The 17,047-nt window shown below is 67.6% G+C and carries 14 protein-coding genes; 7 read left to right on the top strand and 7 right to left on the bottom strand.

All coding sequences use genetic code 11. The features are described 5' to 3' along the window. The first annotated feature begins 74 nt into the window (after positions 1-74). A complete protein-coding gene (locus ACNQR1_RS07800; protein WP_418045272.1) occupies positions 75-1,154 on the top strand; it encodes an asparaginase in 1,080 nt (359 codons plus the stop codon). A gap of 5 nt (positions 1,155-1,159) precedes the next feature. Here the strand turns inward: ACNQR1_RS07800 and ACNQR1_RS07795 are convergent, their stop codons facing one another. After that, positions 1,160-2,809 carry an AMP-binding protein gene (locus ACNQR1_RS07795; RefSeq protein ID WP_418045270.1) on the bottom strand — a complete coding sequence of 550 codons (1,650 nt, stop codon included), beginning with the start codon at positions 2,807-2,809 and terminating at the stop codon, positions 1,160-1,162. Beyond that, positions 2,806-4,503, bottom strand: coding sequence for an AMP-binding protein (locus ACNQR1_RS07790; RefSeq protein ID WP_418045268.1), 1,698 nt, complete (start codon positions 4,501-4,503; stop codon positions 2,806-2,808). The genes ACNQR1_RS07795 and ACNQR1_RS07790 overlap by 4 nt, the downstream gene beginning before the upstream one ends. Positions 4,504-4,562: 59 nt before the next feature. Between ACNQR1_RS07790 and ACNQR1_RS07785 the strand changes: the two genes are divergently transcribed. The 4 genes from ACNQR1_RS07785 to ACNQR1_RS07770 all read left to right on the top strand — a co-directional run bounded on the left by ACNQR1_RS07785 (position 4,563) and on the right by ACNQR1_RS07770 (position 8,379). Then, entirely contained in the window at positions 4,563-5,402 is an 840-nt protein-coding gene (locus tag ACNQR1_RS07785; protein WP_418045266.1) for a LuxR C-terminal-related transcriptional regulator, read from the top strand. Between the two features lie 113 nt (positions 5,403-5,515). Then, positions 5,516-6,634 (top strand): epoxide hydrolase family protein, encoded by a 1,119-nt coding sequence (locus ACNQR1_RS07780; RefSeq protein ID WP_418045264.1) that lies wholly within the window; start codon positions 5,516-5,518, stop codon positions 6,632-6,634. An 18-nt stretch (positions 6,635-6,652) separates the two neighbouring features. Further along, entirely contained in the window at positions 6,653-7,963 is a 1,311-nt protein-coding gene (locus ACNQR1_RS07775) for a DUF1214 domain-containing protein (RefSeq protein ID WP_418045262.1), read from the top strand. Between the two features lie 8 nt (positions 7,964-7,971). Continuing rightward, a complete protein-coding gene (locus tag ACNQR1_RS07770; protein WP_418045260.1) occupies positions 7,972-8,379 on the top strand; it encodes a FixH family protein in 408 nt (135 codons plus the stop codon). Between the two features lie 6 nt (positions 8,380-8,385). Here the strand turns inward: ACNQR1_RS07770 and ACNQR1_RS07765 are convergent, their stop codons facing one another. The 3 genes from ACNQR1_RS07765 to ACNQR1_RS07755 are packed head-to-tail and all read right to left on the bottom strand — an operon-like array spanning position 8,386 to position 14,060. Continuing rightward, on the bottom strand, positions 8,386-10,248 hold the full coding sequence (locus tag ACNQR1_RS07765) for an ABC transporter ATP-binding protein (RefSeq protein ID WP_418045258.1): 1,863 nt from the start codon (positions 10,246-10,248) through the stop codon (positions 8,386-8,388). Beyond that, positions 10,245-12,143: an ABC transporter ATP-binding protein gene (locus ACNQR1_RS07760; RefSeq protein WP_418045256.1), complete on the bottom strand. Its 1,899-nt coding sequence runs from the start codon at positions 12,141-12,143 to the stop codon at positions 10,245-10,247. The genes ACNQR1_RS07765 and ACNQR1_RS07760 overlap by 4 nt, the downstream gene beginning before the upstream one ends. A 36-nt stretch (positions 12,144-12,179) precedes the next feature. Beyond that, positions 12,180-14,060, bottom strand: coding sequence for an ABC transporter ATP-binding protein (locus ACNQR1_RS07755; RefSeq protein ID WP_418045254.1), 1,881 nt, complete (start codon positions 14,058-14,060; stop codon positions 12,180-12,182). A gap of 106 nt (positions 14,061-14,166) precedes the next feature. On the opposite strand from ACNQR1_RS07755, the gene prrA reads away from it, so the two are divergent. Together prrA and ACNQR1_RS07745 are read left to right on the top strand one after the other, a co-directional pair. Next, on the top strand, positions 14,167-14,877 hold the full coding sequence (gene prrA / locus ACNQR1_RS07750) for a two-component system response regulator PrrA (RefSeq protein ID WP_067773586.1): 711 nt from the start codon (positions 14,167-14,169) through the stop codon (positions 14,875-14,877). 3 nt (positions 14,878-14,880) lie between these two features. Next, positions 14,881-16,221: a sensor histidine kinase gene (locus ACNQR1_RS07745; protein ID WP_418045252.1), complete on the top strand. Its 1,341-nt coding sequence runs from the start codon at positions 14,881-14,883 to the stop codon at positions 16,219-16,221. 58 nt (positions 16,222-16,279) lie between these two features. Here the strand turns inward: ACNQR1_RS07745 and ACNQR1_RS07740 are convergent, their stop codons facing one another. Further along, positions 16,280-16,888 (bottom strand): hypothetical protein, encoded by a 609-nt coding sequence (locus tag ACNQR1_RS07740; RefSeq protein WP_418045250.1) that lies wholly within the window; start codon positions 16,886-16,888, stop codon positions 16,280-16,282. Further along, a complete protein-coding gene (locus ACNQR1_RS07735) occupies positions 16,885-17,040 on the bottom strand; it encodes a hypothetical protein (RefSeq protein ID WP_029110268.1) in 156 nt (51 codons plus the stop codon). The genes ACNQR1_RS07740 and ACNQR1_RS07735 overlap by 4 nt, the downstream gene beginning before the upstream one ends. Positions 17,041-17,047: the final 7 nt, after the last annotated feature.

The following is a 17,047-nucleotide window of genomic DNA, read 5'->3' as shown; positions in this document are numbered from 1 at the left end:
CCTGCGCTGCCCTAAACCGGTATGAGCAGCCAAAAGTCCGGTGCATACTCGTCTATCGCCGTAGCGTCTGCCCCATGACCCACTTCAAAGCCCGGCTGACCCGGTCGCCACTGGTGATGGGCACACTCCTTCTCGCCGTCGCGCTGATGGCCGCATGTTCGACCAACACGAACTCGACCGACGCGACGACAAACCCGGACAACGCCAAGGGCGAACCGGCGGCGGGCCGGGTCGTGGTGATCACCACCGGCGGAACCATCGCGACGAGCACCGACGCCAACGGCGTGCGCCGCCCGACCGTCAGCGGCGCCGATCTGGCGGCCGGCCTCGACGTCCAGGTCATGGATGTCATGAAGAAGGACAGTTCACAGCTCACCCCGGCAGACTGGGATGTGATCGGGGCGGCAGCCAAGAAAGCGCTGGCCGACGGCGCTTCCGGCGTGGTCATCACCCACGGCACCGACACCATGGAAGACACCGCAATGTGGCTGGACGTCACCTACAACGGGCCGGCCCCGATAGTGCTGACCGGGGCGCAGCGCAGCTCCGACGCCCCGGATGCTGACGGGCCGACCAACCTGAGGGACGCGCTGACCGTGGCGTCCAGCCCCGCCGCCCGCGACCAGGGCGTGATGATCATGTTCGCCGGCGACGTCTTTCAGGCGCTGGGGACCCACAAGGTGAACACGCAGGATCTCCACGCATTCGGCGGCACCCCGCCGATCGGGTCCGTGGCCGAGAACACCTTCACGCTGGACCACCCCGCGCAGCGGCCGTTCCTCGGTGAGGTGCCTGCGGTCAGTGCACCACGGGTCAACGTGGTCGCGGCCTACCCCGGCGACGGCCCAGGCCCCATCGACGCAGCCGTGGCCGCGGGAGCCCGCGGAATCGTCCTGGAGGCACTGGGATCCGGCAACGCCGGTGACGGTGTGGTGGACGCGGTACGCCGGCACGCGCCAGCCGGCGTGGCCTTCGGGATCTCCAGCCGCGTCCCGACCGGGGAGGTCATCGCCGAATACGGTCCCGGTGACGACATGGTGAAGGCCGGTGCGGTGATGGTCCCCCACCTGCGGCCGAGCCAGGCGCGGGTGCTGATGATGGCGGCGCTGGCCACCGGGCAGCCGCCGCGCGACGTGATCAGCCGCTGGGGCTGAACCACTCAGGACTGCTCGGGGCCCAGGCCGAGCAGTTTGACGCTCTCGTCCCGCATGTCGACCTTCCGGATCTTTCCGGTCACCGTCATCGGGAACTCGTCCACGACAACCACATAGCGCGGAATCTTGTAGTGAGCCAACTTGCCTGAGGCGAAGGCCCGCAACGCCTCGGCGTCCAGCGGCGCGCGGCCCGGTTTCATCCGGACCCAGGCGCAGACCTCCTCGCCGTACTTCGCGTCAGGCACGCCGATCACCTGGGCGTCGTCGATGTCGGGATGGGTGTAGAGGAACTCCTCGATCTCACGGGGATAGACGTTCTCCCCGCCGCGGATCACCATGTCCTTGATCCGGCCGACCACCGTGCAGTAGCCGTCCTCGCGCATCACCGCCAGGTCCCCGGTGTGCATCCAGCCGTCGGAGTCGATGGCCTCGGCGGTTTTCGCTTCGTCATATCCGCTCCTCGCGTGCGCGGCCTCATCCCAGTAGCCGAGCATGACCGAGTAACCGCGGGTGCAGAATTCACCGGGCTGCCCGCGCTCGACCGTCTCACCGGTATCCGGGTCGACGATCTTGACCTCGATGTGCGGATGGGCCCGCCCGATCGTCGCGGTACGCCGCTCCAGATCGTCGTCGACCAGCGTTTGACACGACACCGGCGACGTCTCGGTCATGCCGTAACAGATGGCCACCTCGGCCATGTGCATGTCGGCCACCACGCGCTTCATCACCTCGACCGGGCAGACCGAGCCCGCCATGATCCCGGTTCGCAGCGAGGACAGGTCGAAGTGGGCGAAGTCGGGATGCCCCAACATGGCGATGAACATCGTCGGCACCCCGTACAGCGCGGTGCACCCCTCGGATTCGACCGCGGCCAGCGTGATGCCGGGATCGAATCCCGGTGCGGGGATGACTATCGTCGCACCGTTGGTCAGTGCACCGAGATTGCCCATCACCATGCCGAAGCAGTGGTAGAACGGCACCGGGATACACACCCGGTCGCCGGGGCCGAAGTTGATCAGGCCGCCGACGAAGAACCCGTTGTTCAGGATGTTGCGGTGGCTGAGTGTCGCCCCCTTCGGGAATCCTGTTGTCCCCGATGTGTATTGGATGTTGATCGGGTCGGTGTTGGACAACTCGCCCATCCGCGCCCGCCATTGATCCTCGTCGGCCTGCTCGATGTGCAACCGGTCCCAGTCCAGGGTTCCGAGGAAGATGATGTCCGTGAGTGCCGGACACTCCGCCTGCACCTCGGCGACCATCGTCACGTAGTCCGACGACTTGAACGCTGTGGCCGACACCAGGGTCCGGATGCCGGATTGCTTGAGTACGTAGGCGAGTTCGTGGGTGCGGTACGCCGGGTTGATGTTGACCAGGATCGCGCCGATCTTGGCCGTCGCGAGCTGAAGCATCACCCACTCGGCACAGTTGGGCGCCCAGATCCCGACGCGATCACCCTTCTGCACGCCCAGGGCCATGAGACCACGTGCCACGGTGTCGACTTCGTCGTTCAGCGTGGCAAAAGTCCAGCGCCGTCCGGTGGCCACCTCGACCAGCGCGTCGGTGTCCGGCCCGGCCGCCACCATGCGCTCGAAGTTCGCCCCGATGGTCTCTTCGAGCACGGGTACATCGGTAGGGCCGGCGTCGTAGGACTTCATCCCAGTAAATCCTCGTATCGGTATTCAGTGGAAATAGGTTGGCCCGCTTCATGAGCCGCGTCCTCACGCCTGCGCAACTCGACGCGGCGGATCTTTCCCGAGATGGTCTTGGGGAGGTCGAAGAACTCCACCCGGCGCACCTTGAGGTAGGGGGCGAGATGGTCGCGGGCATAAGCCATGACCTCTTTCGCCGTGTCCGCGTTGGCTTCCCAGCCTTCTGCCAGCGCGACATACGCCTTGGGTACCGACAGGCGGGTGTCGTCGGGTTGCGGCACCACGGCGGCCTCGACCACAGCCGGATGCTCGATCAGCACACTTTCCAACTCGAACGGAGAGACCTTGTAATCGCTGGACTTGAACACGTCGTCGGTGCGGCCGATGTAGGTGATGTAGCCGTCCTCGTCACGGGCGGCGACATCGCCGGTGTGATAGTGACCACCCGCCATCACGGCCTCATTGCGTTGCGGGTCACCGAGATAGCCGGTCATCAGGTTGCGCGGATGCGCCGCCAGGTCCAGGCAGATCTCCCCCTCGTCGGCAGGCGTCCCGGTGATCGGATCCACCAGCACCACCGGAACCCCGGGCATCGGCCGGCCCATCGATCCCGGTTTCACCGGCTGGCCGGGGGTGTTGCCGACCAGCAGCGAGGTCCCGGTCTGGCCGAACCCGTCGCGAATCGTCAGCCCCCAGGCTTTTTCGACCTGGGCGATCACATCGGGGTTCAGCGGCTCACCCGCACCCAGGATCTCCCGCAACCCCTCCGGCCTCGCTCCCAGGTCGGCCTGGATCAACATGCGCCACACCGTCGGCGGGGCGCAGAACGTGTTGACGTTCGCCCGCCGCAACTGGCCCATCAGCGCCGCCGCATCGAAGCGCGCGTAGTTGTAGACGAAGATCGTCGCCTCGGCGATCCACGGGGCGAAGAAACAGCTCCAGGCGTGTTTGGCCCAGCCGGGCGAGCTGATCGCCAGGTGCACGTCGCCGGGCTTGACGCCGATCCAGGCCATCGTGGTCAGATGGCCGACCGGATAGCTCACCTGGGAATGCTCGACCAGCTTGGGTTTGCTCGTGGTGCCGGACGTGAAGTAGATGAGCATCGGCTCGTCGACCGTCGTGCAGGCCTCGAACCGCCGCGGTTCCTCGGCGTATGCGTCGGCGTAGCGGTGCCAGCCGTCGGGAGCCCGTCCGACCGCGATGCGCACGTAGTCACCCGGCACCTCGGCGAACTTGACCGCATCGGAGGTGTTGACGACGACGAAGCGTGCGCCGCCGCGGGCGATGCGATCGGACAGGTCCGCCGGCCCCAGCGCCCCGGTGGTCGGCATGATGACCGCGCCCAGCTTGGCGATGGCCAGCATGGCCTCCCACAACTCGACCTGATTGCCGAGCATCAACAGGACCCGGTCGCCCTTGCTCACGCCGAGCCCCTGCAGCCAGGCCGCGACGCGGTCGGACCGCTGCGCCATCTCGGCAAAGGTCACCTGCTGTTCGGAGCCGTCCTCCTCGACGATCCACAGCGCTGTCCGGTCATTGCCCCTGGCGATGGCGTCGAACCAGTCGACCGCCCAGTTGAAGGTGCCGCTGATCTGCGGCCACGCGAACTCCTCGACCGCGCGGGCGTAGTCCGCGATGGTGGCGACCAGCTGGTCACGGGCACCGCGGTAGCGGTCCGTGTTGCTCGCGACGACATTCATGACAGTTATGCTCTACGTCACACTTGCCCGCCCGCTACCCCCGAAAGTGTGTACGCACGATGCGCCCCTGGTTGCTGCGGCCTCGCGACGCCGACGCGGTACGCGCCGAGCTGCGCCGCATGGCCACCGATACCGGGCTTCCGCTGGCCTTCGGCGGGCAGGTGCACGACGACACCCTGCTGCTGAGCGAGTTCTTCGGCACCCGCACCGGTGCCATGCGCGGGCTGGCGGTGCTGCCCCGCGCCGGGCTGGGCGGAGCCAGCGTCGCCTCCCGCCGTCCCATCTCGGTGCCCGATTACCGGCGCGCCTCGACCATCACCCACGACTACGACGAGCCGGTGCTGAGCGAGGGGATCCGCTCGATCCTGGCCGTGCCGGTGGTCGTCGACGGCAGAGCGCGCGCCGTGCTCTACGGAGCGCACCGCACCAGCGCACCGATCGGTGACCGCACCGCGGCTGCAATGGTGGCCTCGGCGCAGCGGTTGAGCGACGAGCTGCGGGTCCGCGACGAGGTGGACCGGCGCCTGCGGATGCGCGAGACCGCGCTGACCACTTTCACCGACCAACCGGCCGACACCGAACAGATCCGTGAAGTGCACGCCGACTTGCGCCGGCTGGCGGCCGATACGCCCGACCTGGCCGGGCCGTTGCGCGAGCTCGCGGACCGCCTGGCCGTCGCCCTGCGTGGCGACCCACCGGCCAGCGCCCCGCTGACTGCGCGGGAGGTCGACGTGCTGGCGCAGGTCGCCCTGGGCTGCACCAATGCCGAAGCCGCTCAGCGGCTTTCACTCAAGCCGGAGACCGTGAAGAGTTATCTGCGCAGCGCGGCGGCCAAACTCGGGGCCCGCAACCGGCACGAGGCGGTCTCCAAGGCCCGGCGGCTCCGCCAGATTCCCTGACCACTGGCGCATCGCCCGAAACAGTTGTGCTGAAGATTGCGGTCACCAGGTGGCCGCGATCTTCAGCGCAATACCAGCCCAGCGCGCCACCTCGCGCTGGGAGGATGGCCTACATGACCCCGAGCGACCAGTCGATCAACCCATTCCGCATCGCGATTCCCGACGCCGATCTCGACGACCTCAAGCAGCGACTGAACCGGACGCGATGGCCCGAGGCGGAGTGCGTGCAGGACTGGACCCAGGGCATCCCGCTGGACTACACCAAGGATCTGGCGGCCTACTGGGCCAACGAGTACGACTGGCGCGCCCGCGAGGCCGCACTGAACCGGTTCGACCACTTCACCACCGAAATCGACGGCCTCGACATCCATTTCATCCACCAGCGGTCCGGACGTGAAGATGCCTTCCCACTGCTGATCACCCACGGCTGGCCCGGATCGATCGTCGAGTTCCACAAGGTCATCGAGCCGCTGACCGAGGCCGGATTCGACGTGGTGTGTCCTTCGCTGCCGGGCTACGGGTTCTCCGGCAAGCCGAGGACGGCGGGCTGGGGAATCGAGAAGATCGCGCAGGCCTGGGAGGAGTTGATGACCCGCCTGGGTTACGAGCGCTACGGCGCGCAGGGCGGGGACTGGGGTGCGGCGGTGACGACACAGATCGGCCGCAACGTGGGTTCGTGCGTGGGCATCCACGTGAACATGCCGATCGCGCAGCCGCCGGCCGACGGTATCGGTGAGATGACCGAGGACCTGCAGAAGGCCCTGGCCCGGATCGACTACTACCGCAAGTGGGATTCGGGTTACATGAAGCAGCAGTCCACCCGGCCGCAGACCGTCGGATACGGCCTGGTGGACTCCCCCGCCGGTCAGCTCGCGTGGATCGTGGAGAAGTTCTGGTCATGGATGGACTGCGACGGAAATCCCGAGAACGTGGTGTCCAAAGACGAGATGCTCGACAACGTCATGCTCTACTGGCTCACCGCATCGGCGGCATCGTCGGCCCGGCTCTACTGGGAGAGCCACGACACGTGGGGCGGCGGCGAATACGTCAGCCTGCCCACGGGGATCGCATCGTTCCCGCTGGAGATCCTGCGCGCCCCGCGAAGCTGGTGCGAGACCGGCTACAACGTCACGCACTTCACCACGATGCCGCGCGGCGGGCATTTCGCGGCGTTCGAGCAGCCGGAGTTGTTCGTCGAGGATGTGAAGACCTTCTTCGACACGGTGCGGTGACGTACTAGCGTCTTGGACATGGACCCATTGGTGCGTTCCCGTGCTGTGCAGGCCGTGATCTGGGGTATGCCCGCCGTCAACTTCGAGCTGTTGCGGCAGGCCGCCGCCGGAGCCGGGGCGGGCGACAACCAGATGGTGTTCTGGTCGAAGCTGCTGGACTGGAAGAACCAGACGCTGACCCCCAACCCGGACACGCTGTACTTCTTCCCGTTCTACAACACCCAGGACGGCCCGGTGGTGCTGGAAATCCCGGCCGCAGAAGGCGGTTCGATCACCGGATCGGTGGACAACGGCTGGCAGGAAGCCCTCGAAGACGTCGGGCCGGCGGGAGTCGACAAGGGCGAGGGCGGCAGGTACCTGATCCTGCCGCCCGGGTTCGACGGCGAGGTTCCCGACGGGTACATCCCGCTGGCGTCGGCGACGTATACCGGGTTCGGCGCGCTGCGGTCCAACATCGCATCGAGCGACGACGCCGATGTCGCCGCGGCAGCCGAATACGGCACGCGCGTCAAGGTCTACCCGCTGTCCCGTCCGGAGGAACCGACGGTCTTCGCCGACGCCTCGGGTGCGTTGTACGACAGCACGATTCCGTACGACATCCGCTTCTTCGAACTGCTCGATCAGTTCGTCCAACGTGAGCCGTGGCTGCAGCGCGACCGGGTGATGATCTCGGTGCTCGCCTCGATCGGCATCGAACAGGGCAAGCTGTTCGAACCGAACGCCGAGTTGAAGTCAGCGCTCGAAGCCGCGGCCGCCGAGGCGCACGACTGGCTCGACACCAACTATCCGCGGTTCTTCACCCCGCCGTATTTCGAGGGCACCCACTGGGCCGTGCCTGCCTCGCCAGAGGTGGTGCAGGGCATGCAGAGCGGATTCGCCGACCCGGCCAGCTATCCCGTCGACGATCGCGGCCTGTTGTACTCGTTCATCTACTTCAGCGCCAAACATCTTGGGCAAGGGCAGTTCTATGTGATGACGATCGCCGACTGCGACGGTGCGGCCTTCGATGGCGCCGCCACTTACCGGCTGCGCGTGCCCGCCGACCCGCCCGTCTCGCTGTACTGGTCGGCGACCGTGTATGACCGCGCCACCCACGCGCTGATCCGGGACCTGCCGTACGCGAGCCGGTCCTCGCACCGTCCCGACCTGGAGACGAATCCCGACGGCTCCGTCGACGTCTACTTCGGCCCGTCGGCTCCAGATGGAAAGCAGTCCAACTGGATCCCGACAAACCCGGCCGGCCAGTTCGAGGTGTTGTTCCGGCTGTACGGACCGAAACAGCCACTGTTCGACAAAACCTGGGCTCTCCCGGATATCGAAAAGCTGTAGCAGGGACCATGAACCGCCTGCGCTGGCTGGGCGCCGCCGTCCTCGTCGTCGCGGTGGGCGCCGGCATGCTCTGGCTGTTGTGGCCGCAACAACGGCCCCCGATCGTCGCCGAAGCCACCGCGGGGCCCTACCTGGTGCGGCTGAAGGACGATCCGCCGAAGGTCGGGGTCAGCTCGCTGGTCGTCGAAATCCTCGGCAGCGCAGGCGAAACCCCGACCCCGGATTCGGTGCGCTTCGAACCACGCATGCCGCAGATGGGATTGGCCTCACCCGCCGTCGAGGCCGTGCCCGAAGGCCAGGACGACTATCGTGGCGACATAGACCTGTCCACGCCGGGGCAGTGGGACATCACCGTGCGCATCGGCTCGGGCCCGCAGAGCTATGACGCCGTCCTGCACGTCACCGCCAAGCGATAGGCACACTCAGGCCAGCGAATCCACCCAGGCCCGGTGCAACGCGGCGTAGGCACCGTCGGCCCGGCCGATGAGATCGGCCGGTGCGCCGTCCTCGATGATGCGGCCGTGTTCGAGCACCAGCACGCGGTCGGCGATCTGCACCGTGGAGAGCCGGTGCGCAATCACCAGCGCCGTACGGTCGGCCAGCACGGTCTCCAACGCACGCTGCACCATTCGCTCGCTCGGGATGTCCAGTGAGGACGTCGCCTCGTCCAGGATCAACACCGCCGGATCGGCCAGGAATGCGCGGGCGAACGCCACCAGCTGACGCTGTCCTGCCGAGAGCCGGCCACCGCGCTTGGCCACATCGGTGTCATACCCGTCGGGCAACGCCTCGATGAAGCGGTCCGCGCCGACCGCTGCGGCAGCCTCGCGGATCTGCGCGTCGGTGGCGTCAGGCCGCCCGAACCGGATGTTGTCGGCGACGGTGCCGGAGAACATGAAGTTCTCCTGGGTGACCATCACGACGTGGCGGCGCAGTTCGGACTGTGCCAGCTCGCACAGATCCACGCCGTCCAGCGTCACCGACCCGGCCGTGGGGTCGTAGAACCGGGCGATCAGCTTGGCGATGGTGGTCTTGCCCGCACCGGTGGTGCCCACCAGCGCCACGGTCTGACCGGCCGGCACCGTGAGCTCAAGTCCGGGCAACACCGGGCGGCCGGTGGTGTACTCGAACCGTACGTCGTGAAACGCGATGTCGCCCTTGGGGTCCGGCAACGGGACCGGAACCTCCGGATCGGCGATGGCGGGCTGCTGCGCCAGCACCCCAGCCAGCTTCTCCAGCGCCGAGGACGCCGACTGGAAGGTGTTGAAGAACTGCGAGATCTCCTGCATCGGCTCGAAGAACATCCGCAGGTACAGCAGGAACGCGGCCAGCGTGCCGATGGTCATCTCACCGTGCAGCACCCGGTAACCGCCGTAGAGCAGCACCACACCAGTGGTGAGGTTGCCGACCAACTTCACCCCGGGCATGAAGATGGCCAGCAGCTTGAACGTCTTCTCGTTGATCGCCCGGTACTCGTCGGCGACGTCGTCGAAGATCTCCTGGTTGCGCGGCTCGCGCCGGTAGGCCTGCACGGCCTTGATGCCGGTCATGGTCTCGACGAACTGCACGATCACCAGTGCCGCGCTCTCGCGCACCAGCCGGTAGGTCTTGCCCGACTCGTTGCGGAACCACCAGACCAGGGCAACCAGGATCGGGAACGCCGCCAGGCACATCAGGCCCAGCCGCCAGTCGAGAGCCACCAGCAGGACCGCTGTGCCGAACAACGTCAGCACCGCGGTGATCAGGCTGTCGAAGCCGGTTTCCAGCATGTCCTGGATGGCCTCGACGTCATTGGTGGACCGGCTGACCACCCGGCCCGACGTATACCGGTCGTGGAAAGCCACATCGAGCCGGCCGAAATGGCGGAACACCCGCCGGCGCAACTCCAGCAGAACCCGCTGCCCGACCCGGCCGGAGCGCCGCAGGAAGAACATGCGGCTGATCGCCTGCACGATCACGACCACGCACAGCGTGCCGACGATCAGCATCAGCTCGCGGGCCGGGCCGCCCTCGAGAATCGGCGGGATGCCGCGGTCGATGCCTCGCTGCACCAGGATCGGAACCGATAGCCGGGCAGCATTTTCCACCACGACCACCAGCGCCAGCACGGCGACCGTCCACCGGTAGGGGCGCAGCAGCGACCCGAGCAGCGCGCGGGCCTCACGGCGCCGGGGCAGGCTCTCGTCGATCGGGAGGGTGGAAGTACTGGCGGCGCGGGCGGTGTCTTCCTGCTCGTCCGGATTGTCCTCGTCGGTGACTCGGCCCCGCCACTGTGTGGTGGTCATCGGCGCTGCACCTCCGCTCCGAAACGTGGCGGCTCGCCCACCTCATCGATGACCGTGCGTTCATCGTGCCCGCGCTGGAGCCGGCCCAACTCCTCCTCGTCCTCCCAATCGCAACTGCGCTCGCAGGCGTCGTCGAGCTGGTCGTCGGCAGCCAGCAGGTAACGGTATTGCGGTACCTGCGTCAGCAATTCGGTGTGCGTACCAATATGGGTGATAGTGCCGTCCTGCAATAGCGCGACCTTGTCGGCCAACAGGACCGTCGACGCGCGATGCGCCACGATGATGCCGGTCACCCCGCGCAGGACCCGACCGAGGGCCTCCGTCACCACGGCCTCGGTATGCACGTCCAGGGCTGACAACGTGTCGTCGAGCACCAGGATCTTGGGCGCCGCCAGGATCGCGCGGGCCAGCGAAAGACGTTGGCGCTGCCCACCGGACAGGCTCATACCCTGCTCGCCGATCCGGGTGTCCAGACCGAATGGCAGGTCATAGACGAACTGCGCGGCCGCAATCTCGATCGCCTGCTCCATCTGTGCATCGGTGGCGTCCGCCCGGCCAAGCCGCAGATTCTCGGCCACCGACATCGAGAACAGCGTCGGATCCTCGAATGCCGTGGCCACCGCCTGCCGCAACGCAGGCAGGCTCAGCTCGCGGATATCGCGGCCGTCGATCAGGATCTGGCCTTCGGTGACGTCATAGAGCCGCGAGAACAGCGCGGCGAGAACCGATTTACCCGATCCGGTCGCACCGACCAGCGCCAGCGTCTGCCCCGGCTCCACCACCACGTTGACGTGGCGCAGGGCCCATTCGTCCTCGCCGTCGGGAAACCGGAAGCCGACATCGCGCAGCTCCAGCCGGCCGCCGCGGGGCGGCTGGGCCACCGGGCCGTCGACGATTTCGATCGGCGCATCGAAGATCTCGGCGATGCGGTTGGCCGCGGTGAACGACTCCTGCGTCATCGACAGCAGAAAACCCAGCGAGGCGATCGGCCACACCAGCGACAGCATCATCGTGATGAACGCGACCAGGGTGCCCATTGTGACGTGGCCGTGACCCGCCGCGTACGCACCGAACCCCAGCACCACGATCAGCGTGAGGTTGGGGATGACCTCAAGCAGAGTCCAGAACTTCGCCGACACACTCACCCTGGCGAACTGGGTCTCGTACAGCTGCGTGGCCTGCTCGTCGAACCGGTCGAAGACGTAGTCCTCCCGGCCGAAGGCCTTGACCACCCGCAGCCCGAGCGCAGCTTCCTCGACATGGGTTGCGACGTGCCCGGTCTGGTCCTGCGCCAGCCGCGACAACCGGGTGTACTCCCGCTCGAAATGCAGCACGGTCAGCGTGATCGGCACGATGGACACCAGCACCACCACACCCAGCGGCCAGTACATGGCCAGCAGGATCGATGTCACCACGACGATCTGCAGGGTGTTGAGGATCAGGAACACCAGTCCGAAGGACAGGAACCGGCGGATCGTGGACAGATCGTTCATCACCCGCGACAACAGCTGGCCGGACTGCCAGCGGCTGTGGAAGCTCATCGGCAGGATCTGCAGCCGCGCATACAGATCCTTGCGGATGTCGGCCTCGACCCCCATGGTGGCGCGGGCGACCATCCAGCGCCGGATGAACCACAGCACGGCCTCGGAGATCCCGACCGCCACCGCAGCCGAGCCCAGGACCCACAGCCCGTGCTGATCCTGGTGCCGCACCGGACCGTCGATCACGGCCTTGGTCATCAGCGGAATCGCCACCGTCGCGGCCAGGCTGACCACCGCGACCACGATCATGACGATCCAGCGGGCCCGGTACGGCAACAGATATGGCAACAGCCGCCGCAGATCTGAACTGGTCCGGATCCGCTCGGGAGGTGGGGCGATCGCGGGTTGACTCACTGGATCAATCTTCCCATCAGGGGCAAACGATTAACCTCACGCCGCCGGGACCTCCTCGGAGAACTGTGTGTCGTACAGCTCGGCGTACCGGCCACCGCGGGCGAGCAATTCGCGGTGGGTGCCGCGCTCGACGATGCGCCCGCCCTCGACGACCAGGATGAGATCGGCGGCGCGAACCGTGGACAGCCGGTGGGCGATGACGATCGAGGTGCGCCCGCCCAGCGCCTCGGCGAGGGCCTGCTGAACGGCGGCCTCCGAGGCCGAGTCCAGCGACGCCGTCGCCTCATCGAGCACCACCACCCGTGATCGTCCCAACAGCAGGCGCGCGATGGTCAACCGCTGCCGCTGTCCTCCCGACAGACGGTATCCCCGCTCACCGACAACCGTGTCCAAGCCGTCGGGCATGGCCGCGACCACGTCGTCGAGCCGCGCCCGGCGCAGTGCATCCCACAGCTCTTCCTCGGCGGCATCCGGTGACGCCAGCAGCAGGTTCGACCGGATCGACTCGTGGAACAGGTGCCCGTCCTGGGTCACCATGCCCACGGTGTCCTTGAGAGACGCGAACGTCACGTCGCGCACGTCGGCACCGTTGAGCGTGATCGAACCGGAGTCGACGTCGTAGAGCCGGGCCAGCAGCGACGCGATGGTCGACTTGCCCGCCCCCGACGACCCGACCAGCGCCACCATCTGCCCGGGCCGGGCCGTGAACGAAATGCCGTGCAGCACCTCTTCCCCGCCGCGGTCGTCCAGCGTCGCCACTTCTTCCAGCGAGGCCAGCGACACCTTGTCCGCCGAGGGGTAGGAGAACCGGACGTGGTCGAATTCGACCTCGACGGGACCATCCGGCACCGGCACGGCAGCGGGCTCCTCGGCGATCAGCGGCACCAGGTCCAGCACCTCGAAAACCCGCTCGAACGACACCAGGGCGCTGGCGATCTCGACCCGCGCGTTGGCCAGCGCGGTCAGTGGCGCGTACAGCCGGGTCAGCAGCAGCGCCAGCGACACCACCGCCCCGGCCTGCAACTGCCCGCCGATGGCCAGCACGCCGCCCAGCCCGTAGACCAATGCCAGGGCCAGCGCCGACATCAGCGTCAGCGAGTTCATGAACGTCGACTGCAGCATCGCCGTGCGTACCCCGATGTCACGCACCCGGTCGGCACGCATCGCGAACTCGTCGGACTCCCGCTGTGGGCTGCCGAACAGCTTGACCAGCGTGGCCCCCGGGGCCGAGAACCGTTCGGTCATCTGGGTGTTCATCGTGGCGTTGTGGGTGGCAGCCTCGCGGGACAGCCCGGCCATCCGGGTGCCGATGCGGCGGGCGGGCAACACGAACAACGGCAGCAGGGCCAGCGACAGCAGGGTGATCTGCCACGAGATGCTGAGCATCACCACCAGCGTCAGGGTCAGGGTCACCAGGTTGGCGACGATGCCCGAGAGGGTGTCGGAGAACGCCCGTTGCGCCCCGATCACGTCGTTGCCCAGGCGGCTCACCAACGCGCCGGTGCGGGTACGGGTGAAGAACGCCACCGGCATGCGTTGCACGTGGTCGAAAACCGCGGTGCGCAGGTCCAGGATCAGACCTTCACCGATGTTCGACGACAACCACCTGGTCACCAGGGCCACGGCGGCTTCGGCGACGGCGATCGCAGCGATGGTGCAGGCCAGCAGCACCACCGTCGACGCCGGACCGCCCTGCGTGATCGCGTCCACGACCCGGCCGGCGAGCACGGGTGTCGTCACCGTCAGCAGCGCAGTGACCACGCTGATCGCGACGAATCCGGCCAGCCTGCGATGGTGGCGCGCCGAAAACCGCCAGATCCGCGACAGCAACCGCCGGTCGGCCAGTGCGCGCAGGTCACCGTCACGCGCATGCGTCTGCCGGTACAGCGACTGCCTGGCCACTGTTTCCATACTCATGAGCATCACCGTAAAACCTGAACAATAATTGAGGTCAATAACATCCCAGGGGACTTCCCTGGGTGCCTACGCGATACACCGTTGTTCATCGGGCAAGATGGCGGTTATGGATAGCGCTGCCGGTGGCATGGCCTCGCCCCGGGTCCTCGTCGTGGACGACGACCCTGACGTGCTCGCGTCGCTGGAACGCGGGCTGCGGCTGTCCGGGTTCACCGTCTCGACGGCCGTGGACGGGGCCGAAGCGCTGCGCAGCGCCACCGAGACCCGTCCGGACGCGATCGTGCTCGACATCAACATGCCCGTGCTCGACGGCGTCAGCGTGGTGACCGCGCTGCGCGCGATGGACAACGACGTGCCGGTCTGCGTGCTCTCGGCACGCAGCAGCGTCGACGACCGCGTGGCCGGCCTGGAAGCCGGCGCCGACGACTACCTGGTCAAACCGTTCGTGCTGCAGGAGCTGGTGGCGCGGGTCAAGGCCCTGCTGCGCCGGCGCGGCGCCTCGGCCACCTTCTCATCCGAGACCATCCAGGTGGGTCCGCTCGAGGTCGACATCCCCGGCCGGCGCGCCCGGGTCAACGGGGTCGACGTGGACCTGACCAAACGCGAGTTCGACCTGCTGGCCGTGCTGGCCGAGCACAAGACCGCCGTGCTGTCGCGGGCACAGTTGCTGGAACTGGTCTGGGGCTACGACTTCGCCGCCGACACCAACGTGGTCGACGTGTTCATCGGGTACCTGCGCCGCAAACTCGAAGCCGGCGGCGCACCGCGGCTACTGCACACCGTCCGCGGGGTCGGCTTCGTCCTCAGAACGCAATAGGCCATGAGGCCGCTGACCCGGATCTTCCGCCGCACCCCCTCGCTGCGGACCCGGGTCGCGTTCGCCACCGCCATCGGCGCGGCGATCGTCGTCGTCATCGTCGGAACCATCGTCTGGGTCGGTATCACCAACGACCGCAAGGAACGGCTGGACCGCCGCCTCGACGAGGCGGCCGGGTTCGCCATCCCGTTCCTGCCGCGCGGGCTCGGCGAGATCCCCCGCTCCCCGAGCGATCAGGACGCCGTCATCACCGTGCGCCAGGCCGGAAACGTCTCGTCGAACTCGAACGTCATCCTGCCCGAGCTGCCCGACGGATACGCCGACACCTACATCGACGGTGAGCGCTGGCGGGTACGCACCGTGCAGATCCCCGCCCCCGGGCCCATGTGGGTGGCCGTCGGCGCGACCTATGACGCCACCATCGCCGACACCAACAACCTGCATCGGCGGGTGCTCATCATCTGTGTGTTCGCCGTCGGGGCGGCGACCGTGCTGGGCTGGGTGCTGGCCGCGTTCGCGGTCCGCCCGCTCAAACGGCTGGCCGAGCAGACCCGGCAGATCGAGGCCGGCGACGAGGCCCCCGACGTCGAGGTACGCGGCGCCAGCGAGGCCGTCGAGATCGCCGACGCCGTCAACGGCATGCTGCAACGCATCTGGAAAGAGCAGGACCGCACCAAGGCCGCGCTGACCTCGGCCCGCGACTTCGCCTCGGTGTCCGCCCACGAGTTACGCACCCCGCTCACCGCGATGCGCACCAACCTGGAAGTCCTGTCCACCCTCGACATGCCCGACGAGCAACGCAAGGAAGTGGTCAGCGATGTCATCCGCACCCAGTCGCGGATCGAGGCCACCCTCGGCGCCCTGGAGCGCCTCGCCCAAGGCGAACTGACGACCACCGACGACCACGTCACCGTCGACATCACCGAACTGCTCGACCGCGCGGCCCACGACGCCATGCGCGTCTACCCCGACCTCGAGGTCTCCCTGGCGCCGTCGCCGACCGTGATCATCATCGGGCTGCCGACCGGGCTGCGGCTGGCCGTGGACAACGCGATCGCCAACGCCGTGAAACACGGCGGCGCCACCCGGGTGCAGCTGTCGGCGGTGAGTTCACGAGAAGGCGTGGAGATCGCGGTCGACGACGACGGGGTCGGTGTGCCCGAGGAAGAACGCGAGATGGTGTTCGACCGCTTCTCCCGTGGGTCGACGGCGTCGCGGTCAGGCTCCGGCCTGGGACTTGCCCTCGTGGCCCAGCAGGCCGAGTTGCACGGCGGCACAGCGACGCTGGAATCGAGCCCGCTGGGCGGGGCCCGGCTGCTGTTACGACTGCCCGGCCCGCACTGACGCCCCAGACACAGATCGCCCGCCTCCGGCTGTGGAGGCGGGCGATCTGCGTTTGCTGTTACTTCTTCTCGCGCTGGGACTTGCCGCTGTCCCACCGGTTGAATCCGGCCTTCTCGGCGGATTCGACGTCGGCGAACCAGATCTCGGCGATGGTCACCGAGTATGACGGGCTCTCCGGCGAGTGATAGAGCATCGAATCCTCGTTGCCCTTGATGAGATACCCCGTCGGGGTGCCCGCACCCGACACGCGGACCGAGCCGGCACCGTACGGTGTCTCCTCGACGACCTTGACGTCGTCATCGGCAGCCTCATGGGCTCCCCCGCCGGAAGCGAACTTGGCCGCCCCCGCCGCGCCCGCGGCAGCCGCCCCCGCGGCCGCGGCCCCGGCGCTGGTGACCTTGGGCAGCTGCGTGGTGGGCTCGTCTCCCGAACCGACCCTGGGCAGCTTGGTCGTCGCGTCGTCGGCGACAGCCGTTGCGCCACCGGCGGTTCCGCCGGTCGCCGCGGCCTTGGCACCGGTGCCGCCTCCGGCAGCGGCGTCGGGACGGCGCCCGAGGGCGCCGTACACCGGCACCTCCCGCTTCACCCGGCGCAGGGTCAGTGCCAGCGTCAGTACCAGCCCGAGCACGAAGGCCAGGACCATCAACCACCAGTTCACATCGCTCATCGTCGTGCTCCAATCTCACGCGAGCCGGGCAGTTCGGCGAACGCCTCTTCCTCACTGGTGGGCTTGACGGTCACCACTGAGATCAGCCAGGCCACCAGCGACCCCACCACGAACGCGAGCAGATACCACAACCACTGGATTACGAAGTCCATGTCGAAT

Origin of the sequence: Mycobacterium sp. 48b, assembly GCF_048282725.1 — a bacterium.
Classification (GTDB): domain Bacteria; phylum Actinomycetota; class Actinomycetes; order Mycobacteriales; family Mycobacteriaceae; genus Mycobacterium.
This window is presented reverse-complemented; position numbering and strand designations above follow the sequence as displayed.

Excerpts from the sequence above, each read along its gene's own strand:
- ACNQR1_RS07800 (WP_418045272.1), top strand. The coding sequence starts at position 75 with ATGACCCACTTCAAAGCCCGGCTGACCCGGTCGCCACTGGTGATGGGC.
- ACNQR1_RS07795 (WP_418045270.1), bottom strand. The coding sequence starts at position 2,809 with ATGAAGTCCTACGACGCCGGCCCTACCGATGTACCCGTGCTCGAAGAG.
- ACNQR1_RS07790 (WP_418045268.1), bottom strand. The coding sequence starts at position 4,503 with ATGAATGTCGTCGCGAGCAACACGGACCGCTACCGCGGTGCCCGTGAC.
- ACNQR1_RS07785 (WP_418045266.1), top strand. The coding sequence starts at position 4,563 with ATGCGCCCCTGGTTGCTGCGGCCTCGCGACGCCGACGCGGTACGCGCC.
- ACNQR1_RS07780 (WP_418045264.1), top strand. The coding sequence starts at position 5,516 with ATGACCCCGAGCGACCAGTCGATCAACCCATTCCGCATCGCGATTCCC.
- ACNQR1_RS07775 (WP_418045262.1), top strand. The coding sequence starts at position 6,653 with ATGGACCCATTGGTGCGTTCCCGTGCTGTGCAGGCCGTGATCTGGGGT.
- ACNQR1_RS07770 (WP_418045260.1), top strand. The coding sequence starts at position 7,972 with ATGAACCGCCTGCGCTGGCTGGGCGCCGCCGTCCTCGTCGTCGCGGTG.
- ACNQR1_RS07765 (WP_418045258.1), bottom strand. The coding sequence starts at position 10,248 with ATGACCACCACACAGTGGCGGGGCCGAGTCACCGACGAGGACAATCCG.
- ACNQR1_RS07755 (WP_418045254.1), bottom strand. The coding sequence starts at position 14,060 with ATGAGTATGGAAACAGTGGCCAGGCAGTCGCTGTACCGGCAGACGCAT.
- prrA (WP_067773586.1), top strand. The coding sequence starts at position 14,167 with ATGGATAGCGCTGCCGGTGGCATGGCCTCGCCCCGGGTCCTCGTCGTG.
- ACNQR1_RS07745 (WP_418045252.1), top strand. The coding sequence starts at position 14,881 with ATGAGGCCGCTGACCCGGATCTTCCGCCGCACCCCCTCGCTGCGGACC.
- ACNQR1_RS07740 (WP_418045250.1), bottom strand. The coding sequence starts at position 16,888 with ATGAGCGATGTGAACTGGTGGTTGATGGTCCTGGCCTTCGTGCTCGGG.
- ACNQR1_RS07735 (WP_029110268.1), bottom strand. The coding sequence starts at position 17,040 with ATGGACTTCGTAATCCAGTGGTTGTGGTATCTGCTCGCGTTCGTGGTG.